This window comes from Rahnella sp. Larv3_ips (assembly GCF_003697865.1).
Classification (GTDB): domain Bacteria; phylum Pseudomonadota; class Gammaproteobacteria; order Enterobacterales; family Enterobacteriaceae; genus Rahnella; species Rahnella rivi.
The window spans coordinates 147,562-164,951 of sequence record NZ_MJIB01000011.1; the positions used below are offsets into that span (position 1 = coordinate 147,562).

At 53.8% G+C, this 17,390-nt stretch carries 16 protein-coding genes; 7 read left to right on the forward strand and 9 right to left on the reverse strand.

Features of this window, described 5'->3' with window-relative positions:
• Positions 1 to 126 precede the first annotated feature (126 nt).
• Positions 127 to 1,320 carry a cystathionine beta-lyase gene (gene metC / locus ED901_RS15570; RefSeq protein ID WP_122096460.1) on the forward strand — a complete coding sequence of 398 codons (1,194 nt, stop codon included), beginning with the start codon at positions 127 to 129 and terminating at the stop codon, positions 1,318 to 1,320.
• Between the two features lie 224 nt (positions 1,321 to 1,544).
• Entirely contained in the window at positions 1,545 to 2,204 is a 660-nt protein-coding gene (locus ED901_RS15575) for a DedA family protein (RefSeq protein ID WP_056772927.1), read from the forward strand.
• Positions 2,205 to 2,222: 18 nt separating this feature from the next.
• Here the strand turns inward: ED901_RS15575 and ED901_RS15580 are convergent, their stop codons facing one another.
• Complete coding sequence (locus tag ED901_RS15580; protein ID WP_056772930.1) at positions 2,223 to 3,164, reverse strand: AraC family transcriptional regulator; 942 nt, start codon at positions 3,162 to 3,164, stop codon at positions 2,223 to 2,225.
• A gap of 287 nt (positions 3,165 to 3,451) precedes the next feature.
• Between ED901_RS15580 and dkgA the strand changes: the two genes are divergently transcribed.
• Complete coding sequence (gene dkgA / locus ED901_RS15585) at positions 3,452 to 4,276, forward strand: 2,5-didehydrogluconate reductase DkgA (RefSeq protein WP_122096461.1); 825 nt, start codon at positions 3,452 to 3,454, stop codon at positions 4,274 to 4,276.
• A gap of 65 nt (positions 4,277 to 4,341) precedes the next feature.
• Here dkgA and ftsP read toward each other — a convergent pair whose 3' ends face one another.
• The 3 genes from ftsP to parC all read right to left on the reverse strand — a co-directional run bounded on the left by ftsP (position 4,342) and on the right by parC (position 9,054).
• A complete protein-coding gene (gene ftsP / locus ED901_RS15590) occupies positions 4,342 to 5,757 on the reverse strand; it encodes a cell division protein FtsP (protein ID WP_122096462.1) in 1,416 nt (471 codons plus the stop codon).
• Between the two features lie 69 nt (positions 5,758 to 5,826).
• Positions 5,827 to 6,564 (reverse strand): 1-acylglycerol-3-phosphate O-acyltransferase, encoded by a 738-nt coding sequence (locus tag ED901_RS15595; RefSeq protein WP_122096463.1) that lies wholly within the window; start codon positions 6,562 to 6,564, stop codon positions 5,827 to 5,829.
• A 216-nt stretch (positions 6,565 to 6,780) separates the two neighbouring features.
• Positions 6,781 to 9,054: a DNA topoisomerase IV subunit A gene (gene parC, locus ED901_RS15600; protein WP_056772944.1), complete on the reverse strand. Its 2,274-nt coding sequence runs from the start codon at positions 9,052 to 9,054 to the stop codon at positions 6,781 to 6,783.
• A gap of 323 nt (positions 9,055 to 9,377) precedes the next feature.
• Here parC and ED901_RS15605 point away from each other — a divergent pair, with 323 nt between their 5' ends.
• The gene (locus tag ED901_RS15605) at positions 9,378 to 9,965 is read left to right on the forward strand and encodes an NAD(P)H-dependent oxidoreductase (RefSeq protein WP_122096464.1); all 588 of its coding nucleotides are present in this window, start codon (positions 9,378 to 9,380) and stop codon (positions 9,963 to 9,965) included.
• Between the two features lie 31 nt (positions 9,966 to 9,996).
• Entirely contained in the window at positions 9,997 to 10,302 is a 306-nt protein-coding gene (locus ED901_RS15610; protein WP_056772951.1) for a putative quinol monooxygenase, read from the forward strand.
• A gap of 81 nt (positions 10,303 to 10,383) precedes the next feature.
• Here the strand turns inward: ED901_RS15610 and parE are convergent, their stop codons facing one another.
• The 5 genes from parE to nudF all read right to left on the reverse strand — a co-directional run bounded on the left by parE (position 10,384) and on the right by nudF (position 14,888).
• Positions 10,384 to 12,279 (reverse strand): DNA topoisomerase IV subunit B, encoded by a 1,896-nt coding sequence (gene parE, locus ED901_RS15615; RefSeq protein ID WP_056772954.1) that lies wholly within the window; start codon positions 12,277 to 12,279, stop codon positions 10,384 to 10,386.
• Positions 12,280 to 12,394: 115 nt separating this feature from the next.
• A complete protein-coding gene (gene yqiA / locus ED901_RS15620; RefSeq protein WP_122096465.1) occupies positions 12,395 to 12,976 on the reverse strand; it encodes an esterase YqiA in 582 nt (193 codons plus the stop codon).
• Entirely contained in the window at positions 12,973 to 13,803 is an 831-nt protein-coding gene (gene cpdA, locus ED901_RS15625) for a 3',5'-cyclic-AMP phosphodiesterase (RefSeq protein ID WP_122096466.1), read from the reverse strand. Before cpdA ends, yqiA begins: the two co-directional genes overlap by 4 nt.
• Before the next feature lie 27 nt (positions 13,804 to 13,830).
• Positions 13,831 to 14,253: a DUF1249 family protein gene (locus ED901_RS15630; protein ID WP_072158072.1), complete on the reverse strand. Its 423-nt coding sequence runs from the start codon at positions 14,251 to 14,253 to the stop codon at positions 13,831 to 13,833.
• Positions 14,253 to 14,888, reverse strand: coding sequence for an ADP-ribose diphosphatase (gene nudF, locus ED901_RS15635; RefSeq protein WP_056772968.1), 636 nt, complete (start codon positions 14,886 to 14,888; stop codon positions 14,253 to 14,255). The genes ED901_RS15630 and nudF overlap by 1 nt, the downstream gene beginning before the upstream one ends.
• 233 nt (positions 14,889 to 15,121) lie before the next feature.
• Here nudF and tolC point away from each other — a divergent pair, with 233 nt between their 5' ends.
• Entirely contained in the window at positions 15,122 to 16,615 is a 1,494-nt protein-coding gene (gene tolC, locus ED901_RS15640) for an outer membrane channel protein TolC (protein ID WP_122096467.1), read from the forward strand.
• Between the two features lie 194 nt (positions 16,616 to 16,809).
• The coding region (locus ED901_RS15645) for a DUF1190 family protein (protein ID WP_122096491.1) at positions 16,810 to 17,390 on the forward strand (581 nt) is incomplete at its 3' end.

Genomic DNA, 17,390 nt, shown 5'->3' on the forward strand with positions numbered 1-17,390 from the left:
AGATTGGCTGAAATTTTCTCATTCAACCGGCAAAAACCTGATCCTGTGATTTCATCATGTTAAGTTAATGAGATATCAGCGGATGCCAGAGAGCATCGCTCTACAAAACAGGGTGAAACACGGATTATGTCGTCGAAGAAAATCGAAACCGCGCTGATAAGCGCCGGACGGGACAAGAAGTTCACGCAAGGTTCGGTCAATGCCGTCATTCAGCGCGCCTCCTCGCTGGTGTTTAACACCGTGGCGGATAAAAAACACGCCACCGCCAACCGCGCTAACGGAGAATTGTTTTACGGTCGTCGTGGCACCCTGACGCATTTCTCGCTGCAGGAAGCGATGGTCGAACTGGAAGGTGGCGCGGGCTGCGCGCTTTATCCCTGCGGCGCCGCGGCGGTCAGTAATGCGGTATTGTCATTTGTCAGCACCGGCGACCACATTCTGGTGGCCGGTTCCTCTTACGAACCGACGCAAGATTTCTGCGAAAAAGTGCTGAAAAAACTCGGCGTTTCCACCACCTATTTCCCGTCCGATATCGGCGCAGATCTCGGTTCTCTGATGCAACCGAACACCCAGGTCGTGTTTCTCGAATCACCCGGCTCTATCACGATGGAAGTGCCCGATATCCCGGCCATGGTGGCGTCCGTACGCGCGGTGAACCCTGATGTTGTCATCATGATCGACAATACCTGGGCGGCGGGCATTCTGTTTAAGGCACTGGAGTTTGACATCGATATTTCGATTCAGGCGGGTACCAAATATATCGTCGGGCATTCCGATGCGATGATAGGCACGGCCGTTTCCAATGCCCGCTGCTGGGAACAGTTGCGCGAGCATTCTTATCTGATGGGGCAGATGGTTGATGCCGATACGGCCTACGTCGCCAGCCGGGGGTTGCGCACCATGAGCATCCGCCTCAGGCAACATGAGGAAAGCAGCCTTCGTATCGCGCAGTGGCTGGCAGAGCGTCCGGAAGTGGCGGTAGTCAACCATCCTGCCCTGCCTGGCAGTAAAGGTCATGAATTCTGGAAACGCGATTTCACCGGCAGCTGCGGTTTGTTCTCGTTCGTGCTGAAACAGCGCCTGAGCACGCAGCAGCTTTCCGATTACCTCGATCACTTTGAACACTTCAGTATGGCCTACTCCTGGGGCGGATTTGAATCGCTGGTGTTAGCCAATCAGCCGGAAGAAATTCAGGCGATCCGTCCGGCTGAAACCATTGATTTCTCCGGTACGCTGGTGCGGCTGCACATCGGGCTGGAGCATTGTGATGATTTGATCGCCGATCTGACCCTGGCGTTTGAACGAATCGGCACTGCCTGAGCCTCAGGGATTGCGACGTACCGCGCAGATCGTTAAGGTATCTGTCGGATTTTCATTCGCAAAATGAGAATAATCTGTAAGCTCTCCCTGTACCGGTGAACACTACCGGGGCAGGCGATCTTTTTTGAAGTGATCTCAGATCAACGTCTCCGGGCGGGATCCGCGGTACACTGGCAAGTGACAGCGATTGTTACGAAAAGCACACGACAGCAACAGGAAAGAATATGGCAGTGATTTGCGACATTTTTCATGCACTCTGGCGGCATGATTTTACTATGCTCGCCGACCCCAATCTCCTTTGGGTCATTTATGCTGTCCTGTTCACCACGCTATTTCTTGAAAATGGATTGCTTCCTGCTTCCTTCCTGCCCGGCGACAGCCTGCTGTTGCTGACCGGCGCGCTTATCGCCAAAGGGGTGATGAGCTTTTTCCCGACGCTGATTATTCTGGTGATTGCCGCCAGCCTCGGCTGCTGGCTGAGTTACATACAGGGGCGCTGGCTTGGGCATACCCGCGTGGTCAGGGGCTGGCTGTTGCAGCTTCCGGCGCATTATCATCAGCGCGCCCACCGGATGTTCACTCAGCACGGATTAATGGCGCTGCTGGTAGGCCGTTTTCTGGCTTTCGTGCGCACTCTGCTGCCGACAATGGCGGGGATTTCCGGCCTGAATAACGCCCGTTTCCAGTTCTTTAACTGGCTGAGCGCTATTCTGTGGGTAGGCGCGGTGATCACACTGGGATTCGCCATGAGCCACATTCCGCTGGTTAAACGTCATGAAGACCAGGTCATGGCCGGGCTGATGATTTTACCGGTGGTGTTGCTGGTCATTGGCCTTGCGGGCGGAGTCGTGGTGCTGTGGAAAAACCGCAAAGCCCACGCATGATCGCCACGGATCGCCCGGTCAGAATACCGCTTTAAAGGAGGCATCGGCGCTGGCCGATGCGCCAAACGTACTTTCCCTCAGGCGCGCAATCTCGTCGCTTGGGGTCACCCCAAAATAACGCTTAAACTCCCGGCTGAACTGCGACGCACTTTCGTACCCCACCTGCAGGGCCGCTGAGCTGGCTTTGAGTCCGTCGTAAATCATCATCATGCGCGCTTTATGCAAACGATAGGTTTTCAGATATTGCAGCGGTGACGTGCTGGTGACCGCTTTAAAGTTGTGATGAAACGCCGAGACGCTCATGTTCACTTCACTCGCCAGAATTTCCACGCTGAGATTATCTGCGTACTGAGCCTCAATGCGGCGCAGGGATTTGGTGATCTGACTGAAATGCGTGTGACGGTTGACCAGCGCCTGCAATGCCCCGCCATTCTCGCTGGTAAGGATGAAGAACAGGATTTCGCGGATAATCTTCGGCCCCAGCACGCGGGCGTGCAACGGCTTATCCATCACATCCAGAAGACGTTCGGTGGCACACAGAATATCGTCATCAAGAATACCGGAGTTGATCCCGGTGGAAGACTCCCGCTGGCTGGCCATCGCTTCATCACCCATGTCCATCAACAAGTCCTGCAACATCGTGTTATCAATGCTGATTTGTATACCGGCCATTGGCTGATCCGGGCTGCCAAAGGTTTCGCATTCGAACGGCAGCGGCACCGTCAGCATCAGATAATTATGCGGATCGTAGGAGAAGGTTTTCTTACCGAGATAACCGACTTTGCGCCCCTGAAACAGGATCACCACGCCAGGGTTATAGAGCACCGGCTGCCTTGCATGGTACTGCGTGGTGTACATCAGCGTGACCTGCGGTACCGCAGATTTACTGAGTATTTTGTCCCCGCTGAGCTGCGCAACGCGTGCTGACATGCGGGCACATAAGCTGTCCACATTTTCCATAATTCCTGCTCTCCGCCTTCGATAAACCGGCATCAATAGTGCCATATTCCCCCCGGTTTCTACAGAGACAAGCAGAAACAGGCAAGCCTTAAGCAGGAATGAGCATCTTCCGCGCGACGATTTGGCCTTACAGTAAAAACGGTCCGGCTGGCTTTGCGTTGAAAATAAAATCAGTAGCTTGCTCAGCAAGATGCTGTTTCGTTAACTAGACTTAGTCACAGGCTAAAGCCCCATCCCTCTCTGTGCCCGCGCATTTTGCGGGCACTCTGCCCATTAAGGAGAAACTCATGGCAACGCAACCCATCATAAAACTTCACGATGGCAACCTGATGCCTCAGTTAGGACTTGGCGTATGGAAAGCCAGTAATCAGGAAGCCAGTGCCGCGGTGAAAACCGCCATTGAAACCGGCTATCGCCACATCGATACCGCCGCCATTTATAAGAATGAGGAAGGCGTCGGCGAAGCCCTTGCCGCCCGTCTCGTTCCTCGTGAAGAGCTGTTCATCACCACCAAACTGTGGAATGACGATCAGCTGAACGCACCTGAAGCGCTGGAAACCAGCCTCAAAAAACTGCAAACAGATTACGTTGATCTGTATCTGATTCACTGGCCGCAACCGCAACAAGGCCACTATGTGGAAGCCTGGAAAGCGCTGCTCAAGCTCAAAGAACAAGGTCTGGCGAAGAGCGTCGGCGTGTGTAACTTCCCTCTCGAGCATTTGCAGAAACTGAAAGATGAAACCGGTATTTTCCCGGTCGTTAACCAGATTGAGCTGCACCCGCTGATGCAACAGCGTCAGCTGCATGCGTGGAACGCAACGCACAATATTGCGACCGAATCCTGGAGCCCGCTGGCACAGGGCGGTGAAGGCGTATTTGATCAACCCCTGATTCAAAAACTGGCGGAAAAGTACGACAAAACGCCAGCGCAGATCGTGATCCGCTGGCATCTGGATAACGGGCTGATTGTGATCCCTAAATCCGTGACGCCAAAACGCATCCTTGAAAACTTCGACGTGTTTGATTTTAAGCTGGAGAAGGAAGAGCTGGCGGAAGTCACTAAGCTCGACAAGAGCCAGCGTCTTGGGCCTGATCCGAAAAACGATCTGTAAACCAGTCGTTTAACGTCATAAAACAAAAACCCGCCGCGGCGGGTTTTTTATCGGGCAAAACGCCGTTACATCGACGGCTGAACCAGCATATTTCCGGCGGAACCCCGGTCGGCCAGTTCCAGCGCCCCGCTGCGATACACAAACGGGAAATGCTCGTACGACGGCTGGTTGAAATACACCAGCAGCTCCACATCGCCATCGACCCACACCGTATCTTTAAAGCCGGCGTCTTCCACCAGCGGCGCAGCGCCGTTGACGCTTTTCACCAGGAAAGACACCCCTTCGGCATGGAACGATTGCGGCATATCCGCATGGACTGTCCAGCGCTCCCACGTCCCCTGCTGGGCCGTGAGGTCAATCCGGTTAATATCCCAGGTCGCACCGTTCACACCCGGCTGACTGTCGCCGAGGCGCAGGTCGCGGGTGCGGATCACGTTGCCGGAAAGGATTTGATCCGCCAGCAAGCGCATCGGCAGATTATCTGTCACCAGCGGCAGCAGGCCGGTCGGTTTGAGCGTCAGCACCAGCGTGGAAACCAGAATGCTCGACGGTTCAAACAACCCGCGTAAACGCTCCATCACGCCCGCGGCTTCACCTGCGGTAATCGACACTTCTTCACCCTGCGACATGTCCACCAGCACTTCGCGGCGTTCACCCGGCGCCAGCGATAAACGCTGCACGGTCATCGGTGCAGGCAGGAACCCGAGATCCGAAGCAACCACGTGGAACGGGCGGCCATCACTCATGTTCAGTTCGTAACGGCGGGCATTTGAGGCATTGAGTAAACGCAGACGCACCCAGCCGCGTGAAACTTCCACGAACGGACTTTGCACGCCATTCACCAGCATGGTATCACCGAAGAATCCGCCGGAAGCTGGGGTGTCGTACTGCGGCACGCCAAAACTGTCCAGACGTTTGTCCTGAATGATCAGCGGGAAATCATCCACACCGTAATGATTCGGCAACGGGAGATTTTTACTGATTTCGTCTTCCACAATCCACATTCCCGCCAGTCCGTTATAGACATGCGGTGCCATGCGGTTAGGGGTGTTGGCGTGATACCAGCAGGTCGCAGCGGGCTGGCGGATAGGCAATACAGGCGACCAGTCAACGCCCGGCGACATCATGCGTGCGCCGCCACCGGTGAGCGTACCCGGTTCGAGCAAACCGCTGATGGTCATCGACACCGGTTCTGCCAGACGGTTGCTGTAAATCAGCTTAACGTCATCACCACTGTGCACTTTCACCGTCGGCCCGAGATACATGCCGTTAATCCCCCAGACCGGGGCTTTGGCACCGCCCAGAAACGACCAGTGGGCTGACTGCAAAGTGAGAAACAGGGGTTGTCCACGACGCGATTCAAGCAGCGGCGGAACGGGCAGGGCCGGTTGCGAACCACTCGCTTCTGCTTTAAATGGCAGAGCACCTGCGGCAAGTGCCACGCCGGAGGCTTGCAGGAACGAGCGACGACTGAGTGACATATCTTCTCCATGAAAACATAAGTAAGCCCCGTCGCCATCAATGGCAGCGGGTGTGGTAGGTAGTGAATTTTATTTCTTATCTGCGGCTTCGCGCTGTGCCACTTCGGCGTCCAGCTCGGCGATTTTATCCGCCATCAGCTTATGGCAGTGCTCAGACAACTCGCGCAAACGGTCTTTCGTATAACCGGTAGTATCGACAGGCGGCAGCATTTCAACAATGACGTGGCCGTTGTACCAGCGGTTGAGTTTGACCTTGCCATTGGTGTTCGACACACAAATCGGCACGATCGGCACACCGGCGGAAATCGCGGCATGGAAAGCACCGGTTTTGAACGGCATCAGGCCGCGTCCCCGGCTGCGTGTCCCTTCCGGGAACATCCAGATCGACAGATCTTTTTTCTTAATCTGATTCACAACCTGCGAAATCGTCCCGTGGGCTTTCGCGCGATTATTACGGTCAATCAGCAGGTTGCCGGTAAGCCAGTACAGCTGGCCAAAGAAAGGGATCCAGACCAGGCTTTTTTTGCCCACGGTCACGGTGCCCGGCATCACAACCGATGACGCGGTCACCATGTCGTAATTGTTTTGATGGTTGGCGATATAAATACATTTACCGTTATTCGGCGCTTGTGCGGGAATACGCTTTTCAACGGTCAGGCCGAAAACGGGGGCCAGATGGCCAAATAACTTACCAAACGTCGACACATGCTTCGGATTACGCGGGCTGAACAGACAATAAATACAGCCAAAAATACTCACCAGGATCGAGTAAATCACCACGATTATCAGTCGTAAAATAAATAACATAACATCCTCTTAAAACTACAGCCGAAGCCGGTAAGAAACCTTTGCAGTTCAGATCCCGTGCGCTGAGCTATTCTCAAGCCTGATTCAACGCTATACAACGGTTTTGTTTATACAAATGTAAAATCTTTGCACTGCACAACAGTCTCAAACAATAGCTGAACTCTACAACGTAGACAGGGCACAAATGTGCCCTGTCAGTGCCATGAAGCCCGCGCGTTATTCTTCGCTGTCGCCACCTTTGCTGCGAACCGGCGCATCCACTTCGACGCGATCGATTCGTTGCAGGCCACGTGGCAGAAGGGTTCCCTTGCGCCCGCGTTCAGCGCGGAATTTCTGCAAATCTTCAGGACGCAGCACCAGTTTGCGTTTTCCGACGTGCAACGTGATCGACGTCTGCGGTGGCAACACCAGCAACCAGGCGAGTTTGTCTTCGCCGGAAGCGGCCTGCGCCGATGGGATTGAAACAATTTTGTTACCCTTGCCCTTCGACAACTGCGGCAAATCAGCCACCGGGAATAACAGCATACGCCCCGCCGCCGTCACGGACAGCAGCATGTCGTCGGCGCCATTGAGTTCGATTGGCGCAAAGGCTTTGGCGTTGTCCGGCAGAGTAATCATCGCTTTACCGGCACGGTTACGCGCCACTAAATCGTTGAAGGTACAGACAAAACCGTAGCCCGCATCGGAGGCCATCAGCAGTTTCTGATCGTCTTGCGCCATCAGAACGTGTTCGATGGTGGCGCCCGGCGGCGGTGTCAGCTTCCCGGTCAGCGGCTCACCCTGCCCTCGTGCGGAAGGCAGCGTCATTGGATCGAGTGCATAGCTGCGCCCGGTGGAGTCGATAAACACTACCGGCTGATTGGTCTTGCCTCTGGCGGCAGCGCGGAAGCTGTCACCGGCTTTGTAGCTCAGCCCCGCGGCATCAATGTCGTGGCCTTTGGCGCTGCGTACCCAACCCGATTCAGACAAGACAATAGTCACCGGCTCTGACGGCAGGATGTCGTGCTCGCTCATCGCTTTAGCTTCTTCGCGTTCCGTTATTGGCGAACGGCGTTCATCACCAAAGGATTCGGCATCAGCCTGAATTTCTTTGCGGATCAGCGTGCTGAGTTTGCGTTCAGAGCCCAGAAGCGCCTGCAGCTGATCGCGTTCTTTCGCCAGCTCGTCCTGCTCACCCCGAATTTTGGTCTCTTCGAGTTTTGCCAGGTGGCGTAATTTCAGCTCAAGGATGGCTTCAGCCTGCGTATCCGACAGTTCGAAACGTTGCATCAACACCGGTTTGGGTTCGTCTTCGGTACGGATGATGTGAATAACTTCATCAATATTCAGGAACGCCGTCAGTAAACCTTCCAGGATATGCAGGCGCTTAAGCACCTTATCCAGTCGGAAGTTCAGGCGGCGGCGCACGGTATCACGGCGGTAGGCCAGCCATTCGGTCAGAATTTCCACCAGTCCTTTCACTTGCGGACGATGATCCAGGCCGATCATATTCATGTTAATGCGGTAACTGCGTTCCAGATCGGTGGTGGCGAACAGGTGATTCATGACCTGATCGAGATCGATACGGTTGGAACGCGGCACCACCACCAGGCGGGTCGGGTTTTCGTGATCGGATTCGTCACGAAGATCTTCGACCATCGGCAGTTTTTTAGCCCGCATCTGGCTGGCGATTTGCTCCAGCACTTTCGCGCCAGACACCTGATGCGGCAACGCGGTGATCACCGCACTGCCGTCTTCTTTATGCCAGACCGCACGCATGCGCACCGAGCCTTTGCCCGATTCGTACATTTTGCGGATTTCGCTGCGCGGCGTAATGATTTCGGCTTCGGTCGGGAAATCCGGACCCTGCACAAATTCCAGCAGGTCATCCAGCGAGCTACCCGGTTTTTCCAGCAGCGCCACTGCCGCGGCCGCCACTTCCCGGATGTTGTGCGGCGGAATGTCCGTCGCCATCCCCACGGCAATGCCGGTGGTGCCGTTCAGCAAAATGTTCGGCAGACGCGCAGGCAGCATTTTCGGCTCCTGCATGGTGCCGTCAAAGTTCGGGACATAATCCACCGTACCCTGACCCAGCTCACGCAGCAGCACTTCTGCATATTTAGACAGACGTGATTCGGTATAACGCATCGCCGCGAAGGATTTCGGGTCATCCGGCGCACCCCAGTTACCCTGCCCGTCAACCAGCGGATAACGGTAGGAGAACGGCTGAGCCATCAGCACCATCGCTTCATAACAGGCGCTGTCGCCGTGCGGATGGTATTTACCCAGCACGTCACCCACCGTACGGGCGGATTTTTTAAATTTGGCGTTATTACTCAGGCCCAGCTCGGACATCGCGTAAATAATACGGCGTTGCACCGGCTTGAGGCCGTCACCGATAAACGGCAGCGCGCGGTCCATGATGACGTACATGGAATAGTTGAGATAGGCGTTCTCAGTAAACGTGTGCAGTGCTAAACGCTCTGTTCCGTCATGAGTCATTTCGCTCATTGATGTTTAATCCTCAGACCCGTGGCGTTATCGTTTTGGAAATTAAGGAAGCTTGCCGCGCGGGCACGCAAAGGCACCCGCCGCGAGGCAATGATGTCCGCGATAGTACATCATCTGCCGTATTGCTGTCACAGTTGCTGTGTTTATGCGTTGTTTTTAAGCAATTACCGGACAGGCATCGCGCTCATTTGTCAGCTAAATCGGTCAATTATTGCATCTGCGTCAATAGTCTTGTGCGCAATATCACATTTTTTCGCGATACAGGGTTGGGTACACTGTGTGGTAACAGCCTGAAGGCCAGAATTCAATTTAAGGAAAACTCCATGAGCAACATCCTGATCATCAATGCCGGTAAAACCTTTGCCCACTCAAAAGGCGCGCTGAACAACAGCCTGACCGACGTCGCCACCAGCTTTCTGCGCGATAAAGGCCATGACGTGCGCGTCACTGTGCTGGAAGAGGGTTACGACGTGCAAACCGAAATCGAGAACTATCTGTGGGCCGACGCCATCATTTATCAGCAACCGGGCTGGTGGATGGGCATGCCGTGGACGCTGAAAAAATACATCGATGAAGTCTTCACCGAAGGCCACGGTAAACTGTACGCCAGCGATGGCCGTACCCGTTCTGATGCCGCGAAAAAATACGGTTCCGGCGGCCTGTTACAGGGCAAATGCTACATGCTTTCCGTCACCTGGAACGCACCGCTGGAAGCGTTCGAAGATAAAGAACAGTTCTTCCACGGCGTGGGCGTTGACGGCGTGTACCTGGCGCAGCATAAAGCCAACCAGTTCATCGGCCTGGACACCCTGCCGACGTTCATGTGTAACGATGTGATCAAGCAACCTGACGTCGAAGGTGATTTCGCCCGTTATCGTGCACACCTTGAAAATGTGTTCGGTCAGGCCTAAGGTAAAAAGTCATTCGTGTAATGAGGTAGTTATGATCACTGTTATCGCCGAAATCAAAGTAAAACCGGGCCGTCGTGAGTCGGTTATGGAAAAGATTACCGCGCTGTTGCCCAGCGTTCTCGAAGAGAAAGGCTGCCATCGCTATGAGCCTTACATTGATTTCAACGGCCAGATCCCATGGCGTAAAACCGTACCTGATTCCATTTTCATGCTGGAAGACTGGGAAAGCCTGGCGCATCTTGAAGCGCATCAGCAGGCAGCGCACATGGACAAACACCGCGAAAACATTAAAGCCGACGTGCTGGATGTAGTGATCCATATTATCGAAAAAGCGTAATCGTAAGATCTGCGCGGATCAGAAAACAAAAATGCCGGAGCTGCAAAGCGTCCGGCATTTTTTTTGGAACATGCTGAGGGATCAGACGTCCAGTTCGGCTGTATCGCCTTTTTCCTGCAACCAGTTACGGCGATCTTCCGACCGTTTTTTCGCCAGCAGCATATCCATCATGCGCAGCGTCTGGTCGATATCATTTTCGTCGATGGTCAACTGAACCAGACGACGGGTATTAGGATCGAGCGTGGTTTCGCGCAACTGCAACGGGTTCATCTCACCCAGCCCTTTAAAGCGCTGTACGTTCGGTTTGCCTTTTTTGCGTTTCAGTTGATCCAGCACACCCTCTTTTTCCTGCTCGTCCAGCGCATAGAACACTTCTTTGCCCAGATCGATACGATAAAGAGGCGGCATGGCGACATACACGTGACCGCCGCGAACCAGTGAACGGAAATGGCGGACAAACAGCGCACAAAGCAGCGTGGCGATGTGTAAACCGTCGGAGTCCGCATCCGCAAGAATACAGACTTTGCCGTAGCGCAGTTGTGAGAGGTCTTCACTGTCGGGATCAATACCGATCGCCACGGAAATATCGTGCACTTCCTGAGACGCCAGCACTTCGTCAGAAGAGACTTCCCATGTATTTAAGATCTTACCTTTGAGCGGCATGATCGCCTGGTATTCGCGATCGCGCGCCTGTTTGGCAGAACCACCTGCGGAATCCCCTTCCACCAGGAACAGTTCGGTCATGTTCAGGTCTTGCGACGTACAGTCCGCCAGTTTGCCCGGCAGCGCAGGGCCGCTGGTGAGTTTCTTACGCACCACTTTTTTCGCGGCACGCAAACGACGCTGCGCACTGGAAATACACAGTTCCGCCAGCTGTTCTGCTGCGTGCACGTTCTGATTCAGCCACAGGCTGAAAGCATCTTTCACCACACCGGAAACGAATGCTGCGCACTGCCGCGAGGAGAGGCGCTCTTTGGTCTGACCGGCGAATTGCGGATCCTGCATTTTTACCGACAGCACATAGGCACAGCGCTCCCAGATATCTTCCGCCGAGAGTTTGACGCCGCGCGGCAAAATATTGCGGAATTCGCAAAACTCACGCATTGCATCCAGCAGGCCCTGACGCAGTCCGTTAACATGCGTCCCGCCCTGCATCGTGGGGATCAGGTTAACGTAGCTTTCCGTCAGCAGCTCACCGCCTTCAGGCAGCCACAGCAGCGCCCAGTCTACCGCTTCGATATCACCGGCAAAGGCCCCGACAAAGGCTTTTTCAGGCAACGTGATCAGGCCGTTTACCGCTTCCATCAGGTAGTCGGTCAGCCCGTCTTCGTAACACCAGCGTTGCTCGGTGTTATTCACCTTGTCTTTGAAAATGATTTCAACGCCAGGGCACAGTACGGCTTTGGCTTTCAGCAAATGGCTGAGGCGGCTGACCGAAAAACGCGGGCTGTCGAAGAAACTGACGTCTGGCCAGAAATGTACGCTGGTGCCGGTATTGCGTTTGCCGCAGGTACCGGTAACGTGCAAATCCTGCACTTTATCGCCATTTTCGAACGCCATCTCATACACTTCGCCGCCGCGTTTTACCGCCACTTCGACACGTTTAGATAAGGCGTTAACCACTGAGATCCCCACGCCATGCAGGCCGCCGGAGAACTGGTAGTTCTTGTTGGAGAATTTACCGCCTGCGTGCAGACGGCAGAAAATCAGTTCGACTGCGGGCACGCCCTCTTCGGCGTGGATATCCACCGGCATGCCGCGGCCATCATCGATGACTTCCAGCGACTGGTCTTCATGAAGGATCACTTCGATGCGTTTGGCGTGGCCGGCTAATGCCTCATCCACGCTGTTATCAATAACTTCCTGGCCGAGGTGGTTTGGCCGGGTGGTATCAGTGTACATGCCCGGACGGCGGCGCACCGGTTCGAGTCCGCTGAGGACCTCTATGGAATCCGCGTTATAAGTAGATTGGCTCATCGTTGATTATTCGTGGCTCATAGGTTTGTGGGCTAACGATACAGTATGTGGGCGGGAGGAAAGCACTGGCAGCGCGCAGACGCCAAAAATCCGGGGAAAACGTCACCCTGCGATATTAGTCTGCGGCCAGTTCGAGGAAATCGACAATCGGCGAAAAATAGCGTTCAAAGCCGACAAATGCATGATTTCCCTCGGGTTCGACCGTCTGGCGACAGGTGGTGTAATAGGCCACAGCCTGACGGTAATCGAGAACTTCATCGCCCGTTTGCTGTAATAACCAGAGTAAATCCGGTGACTCCAGCGGTTCGATCTGCATCACTTTCAGATCGTAAACGTGGCGTGACTCTAACACATATTGTTGGCCGGTGTAGGGGTTCTCATTTTGCCCGAGAAAGTCGATCAGCAGCTCATAAGGCTTCACCGCCGGGTTCACCACCACCGCGGGGACGGCAAAACACTGCGACAACCAGGTCGCGTAATAGCCGCCGAGCGAGGAGCCGACAATGCCCAGTTTTTTACCGGCATGTTGAATCACCAGTGTTTCCAGTTGTTCTGCCGCTTCGGACGGATACGGCGGAAGCTGGGGGATCACCATCTCGATGGCCGGATGATGTTCCGCCAGCCAGTTTTTCATTAACGTGGCTTTCGCGGAATTAGGCGAACTGTTAAACCCGTGCAGATACAAAAGGGTATTCATTCGTAGCCGTCCGATTCCGTATCGGGATGAAACTCTGTGGATTCAAGACGAAATACCTGCGTCTCAACGCGACCATCCGGATACAAATCCAGATAACGCCAGCCCGGTGCAACGGTATCAATCGTAAAATTGGTGCAGTGAGGTTTGAACTGTACGCAGGTTGATGGCGTGGCGTACAAGCGACGGCCATACCAGTCGAGATCCAGTTCCTGATGAATATGCCCGCACAGCAGCGTATTCACTTTCGGGTAGTTCACCAGTGTATTGGCCAGCATGTGCGCGTTGCGCAGGCTGTGCTGATCGAGCCAGGTACACCCGGAGGGCAACGGATGATGATGTAGCATCAGCAGGGTGTAGCGGTCAGGCCAGGCCTGCAGGCAGCGCTCCATCCACTCCAGCTGATATTCACTCAGCTCACCGTGAGGCACGCCAAATACCTGAGTATCAAGCAGAATGATTTGCCAGTGTTCGCCAACCAGCACGTGCTTCGACGGGATGATCCCGGCTTCGCGCAGGGTGTCAAACATCGCTGGCTGGAAATCATGGTTTCCCGGAAGCCAGACACAAGGCGCAGGCAGTTCACTGATGCCACGGCAAAACTGCTGGTATGCCGCCACCGACTGATCCTGAGCCAAATCCCCCGTCGCGGCGATGATATCGACTTCACGCTGCTGCGCCTTTATAGCGTCCAGCACCGCGCGATAGCTGTTAAACGTATTCACGCCCAACAACGTTTCATCTTCACCGGCAAAAAGATGGGTATCTGTAATCTGTAGAACTCTGACTTTGGCCCCATTTACCAAAGGCAGTTTAAACAGGCTTTCCAAATCGTTTCCCTTGTTATTGAAGTCTGTCTAACAAACCGGAATTGCCATCGCTCCGTGCGCAAGGCAATAACGCAGCCAGTCCGCAAGAAACTGGTTAATTTGATGCTTTTCATCACGCTGATGCAACTTTTTATTAGGATAATCATAACGTGCTTTGAAGCGGAAAATCTGCTGACTTGCACACACTTCAGCCACCATCGCATCATGATAAAGCCGAACCGTCAGCGACGGCAGACTCCAGTAACTGACCGCAGGTGCCGTTTGTTTTATCTCCACCAGAGACGTATAGCGTGTCGATTCGAGGATCGTCAGACGATACTTGGCGCTACTTACCTGATATGTCACTGTTTCGCCGGGCTCATCGGTGCGCGGCATTAAACGTCGCAATTGTGCGAAATTGGTTTCACACAATCTCATCATTTCAGGGAAATCAGGGGTATAGCGCTTAATCATTCGTTGGCCCACTCTTTTCTCAGGGATTCATAGTGCAGTTGCAGCCATTGCAGAGCAATCACTGATGCCGCATTGTCTATCGCTCCTTCTTCCACCCAGCGGTAAGCCTGCTCGCGGCTGACGACGTGTACCCGGATGTCTTCATTCTCTGCTTCCAGACCGTGAATTCCTTCTGCCGTTGTGGCGTCGACTTCACCGACCATAATGGAAAGACGTTCGCTGGTACCGCCGGGGCTGGCTAAATAATTCAGCACCGGTTTGCAACGCTTCACCACAATGTTCGCTTCTTCCAGCGCTTCACGGCGGGCGACTTCTTCTACCGTTTCGCCCTCTTCAATGATACCGGCGACCATCTCCAGAAGCCATGGTGTATCACTGGAATCAATACATGGTATGCGGATCTGCTCGATCAACACCACCTCATCGCGTGACGGATCATAAGGTAATAACACCGCGGCATGCCCGCGTTCAAAAACCTCACGTACAACCTCGCCACTCATCTCGCCATTAAACAAACGATGGCGAAACCGATATGCAATAATAGAAAAAAAACCTTTATATCGTGGCTCACGTGCAATAATTTCTACATCATCTTTGCCGAAACTTACCGGTGAACCTTTAAATGAAGACATGGAGCGTTCTCCTTTAATGCCTCATAAAGGTAATTTATCGCCTTTTGAGGTCAATTTGATGAAAATGCGTTAATAATAATCAAGGTTGTTTGTGATAGATTTAGGCTCATTCCGCGGGTAAGGCACGTTAAGCCAACCTACCCGCTAGCCTGTCTCTGCTAGAATCCGCGTCTATTCGATTATTTGACTGCGTCACCATACATAACAACATTGCTGCACAACAAGGAATGCAAATGAAGAAACTGCTCCCCCTTCTCATCGGACTCAGCCTGGGCGGCTTTAGTACGATAAGCCAGGCCGAAAACCTGATGCAGGTCTATCAGCAGGCCAGGACGAGTAACCCCGACCTGCGTAAATCAGCTGCTGACCGGGATGCCGCATTCGAAAAAATTAACGAAAGCCGCAGTCCTTTATTACCGCAACTCGGTTTGGGTGCGGATTATGGTTATACCAATGGTTACCGCGATGCGAATGGCGTAAACAGCAATGTTGGCAGCGCCAGCCTGCAATTAACGCAGACCCTTTTTGATATGTCAAAATGGCGCGCCCTGACGTTGCAGGAAAAAAGTGCCGGGATTCAGGATGTGTCTTATCAGACGGATCAACAATCTTTGATCCTTAATTCTGCGACAGCCTATTTTAATGTATTGAGTGCGATCGATTCACTCTCTTATACCGAAGCGCAGAAACAGGCTATTTACCGTCAGTTAGATCAAACCACTCAGCGTTTTAACGTGGGCCTGGTTGCCATCACTGACGTGCAGAACGCCCGTTCACAATACGACACCGTGCTGGCGAATGAAGTTACCGCACGCAACAACCTGGATAATGCGCTGGAATCCCTGCGTCAGGTGACCGGGACTTATTACCCGCAGCTGTCTTCTCTCAACGTTGACAATTTCAACACCACGCGCCCGCAACCGGTCGCCACGCTGTTGAAAGAAGCCGAAAGCCGTAACCTGAGCTTGCTGTCAGCACGTCTGTCACAAGACCTGGCTCGCGAGCAAATCCGTTATGCTGAAACCGGCCATATGCCAACGGTGGATCTGACCGCCTCTACCGGCATCAGCAACACCAAATACAACGGCGACAAAACCGGTGGCGCTTCAAGCTATCAGGATGCCGACGCTGGCCAGAATAAAATTGGCCTGAGCTTCTCTCTGCCACTGTACAGCGGCGGTTCTGTCACGTCTCAGGTGAAACAGGCTCAGTACAACTTCGTGGGTGCAAGCGAACAGCTTGAAAGCGCACACCGCAGCGTGGTTCAAACCGTTCGTTCCTCCTTCAACAACATCTCTGCCTCTATCAGCAGCATCAACGCTTATAAACAAGCCGTTGTTTCTGCTCAGAGTTCTTTAGATGCAATGGAAGCCGGTTACCAGGTCGGTACCCGAACTATCGTTGATGTGCTCGATGCCACCACCACGCTGTACAACGCCAAGCAACAGCTTTCCAGCGCGCGTTATACCTATCTGATTAACCAGCTGAACATCAAGTCAGCGCTGGGTACACTGAACGAAAGTGACCTGCTGGCACTCAATGGTGCGCTGGGTAAACCGGTACCTACGGCGCCGGATCAGGTTGCGCCTGAAACGCCAAATCAGGATGCGGCGGCTGACGGCTATAACAGTGACGGCACGCAGGCAACTGCACCACGCACTGAAAGAGCCAGCGCAACCACCACAGCGCCAGTTGCGCAGAAAAGCAGAAATCCTTTCCAAAACTGAGTCTGAAAGACACCGTTTTGTAGAGCGAAATCCCCTGAGGCAGCCTGAAAAGGCTGCTTTTTTTTGTCTCCGTCACGTCCCTCTGTAAAGTCTGGTAACAATTGGCTTTCGCTGCTTTAACAATAACCCGCTTTCCCCTATCCTTAAACCCTACTGGGAAAGGGCGAAAAAGCCCTGTGAATGGGATAAGAACGATGAAACGGACACAACACGTCAACCTGGCAACCTTCCGAAAATCCTGGCGCAGCTCTCGAATGACGCCTGTCGCACTGGCTGTCAGCGCCGTATTTATGCTGGCTGGCTGTGAAAAAACCGACGAAACGGTTTCTTTGTATCAGAACGCGGATGACTGCTCCAAAGCGAATCCGTCCGGCAGCGCGCAGTGTGTCGCAGCTTATGATGCCGCGAAAAAAGACGCCGAAAAAACCGCCCCGAAATACGCCAGCCGCGAAGACTGTATTGCCGAATTCGGCGAAGGTCAGTGCACACAAACGCCGGCACAGGCTGGTGTGGCTTCTGCCGAAGGCCAGAGCAGTGGCAGCATGTGGATGCCACTGATGGCAGGCTACATGATGGGCCGTATGATGAGTGGTGGCGCGTATGCACAGCAGCCACTCTTCAGTTCTAAAAATCCGGCAAGCCCGGCGAACGGTAAATTCGTTGATGCAACCGGTAAAAACTACGGTCCTGCAACGGCTGGCGGCCGAACCATGAACGTGCCTAAAACCGCGATGGCGCCGAAACCAGCTGTGACTAAAACCATCACCCGTGGCGG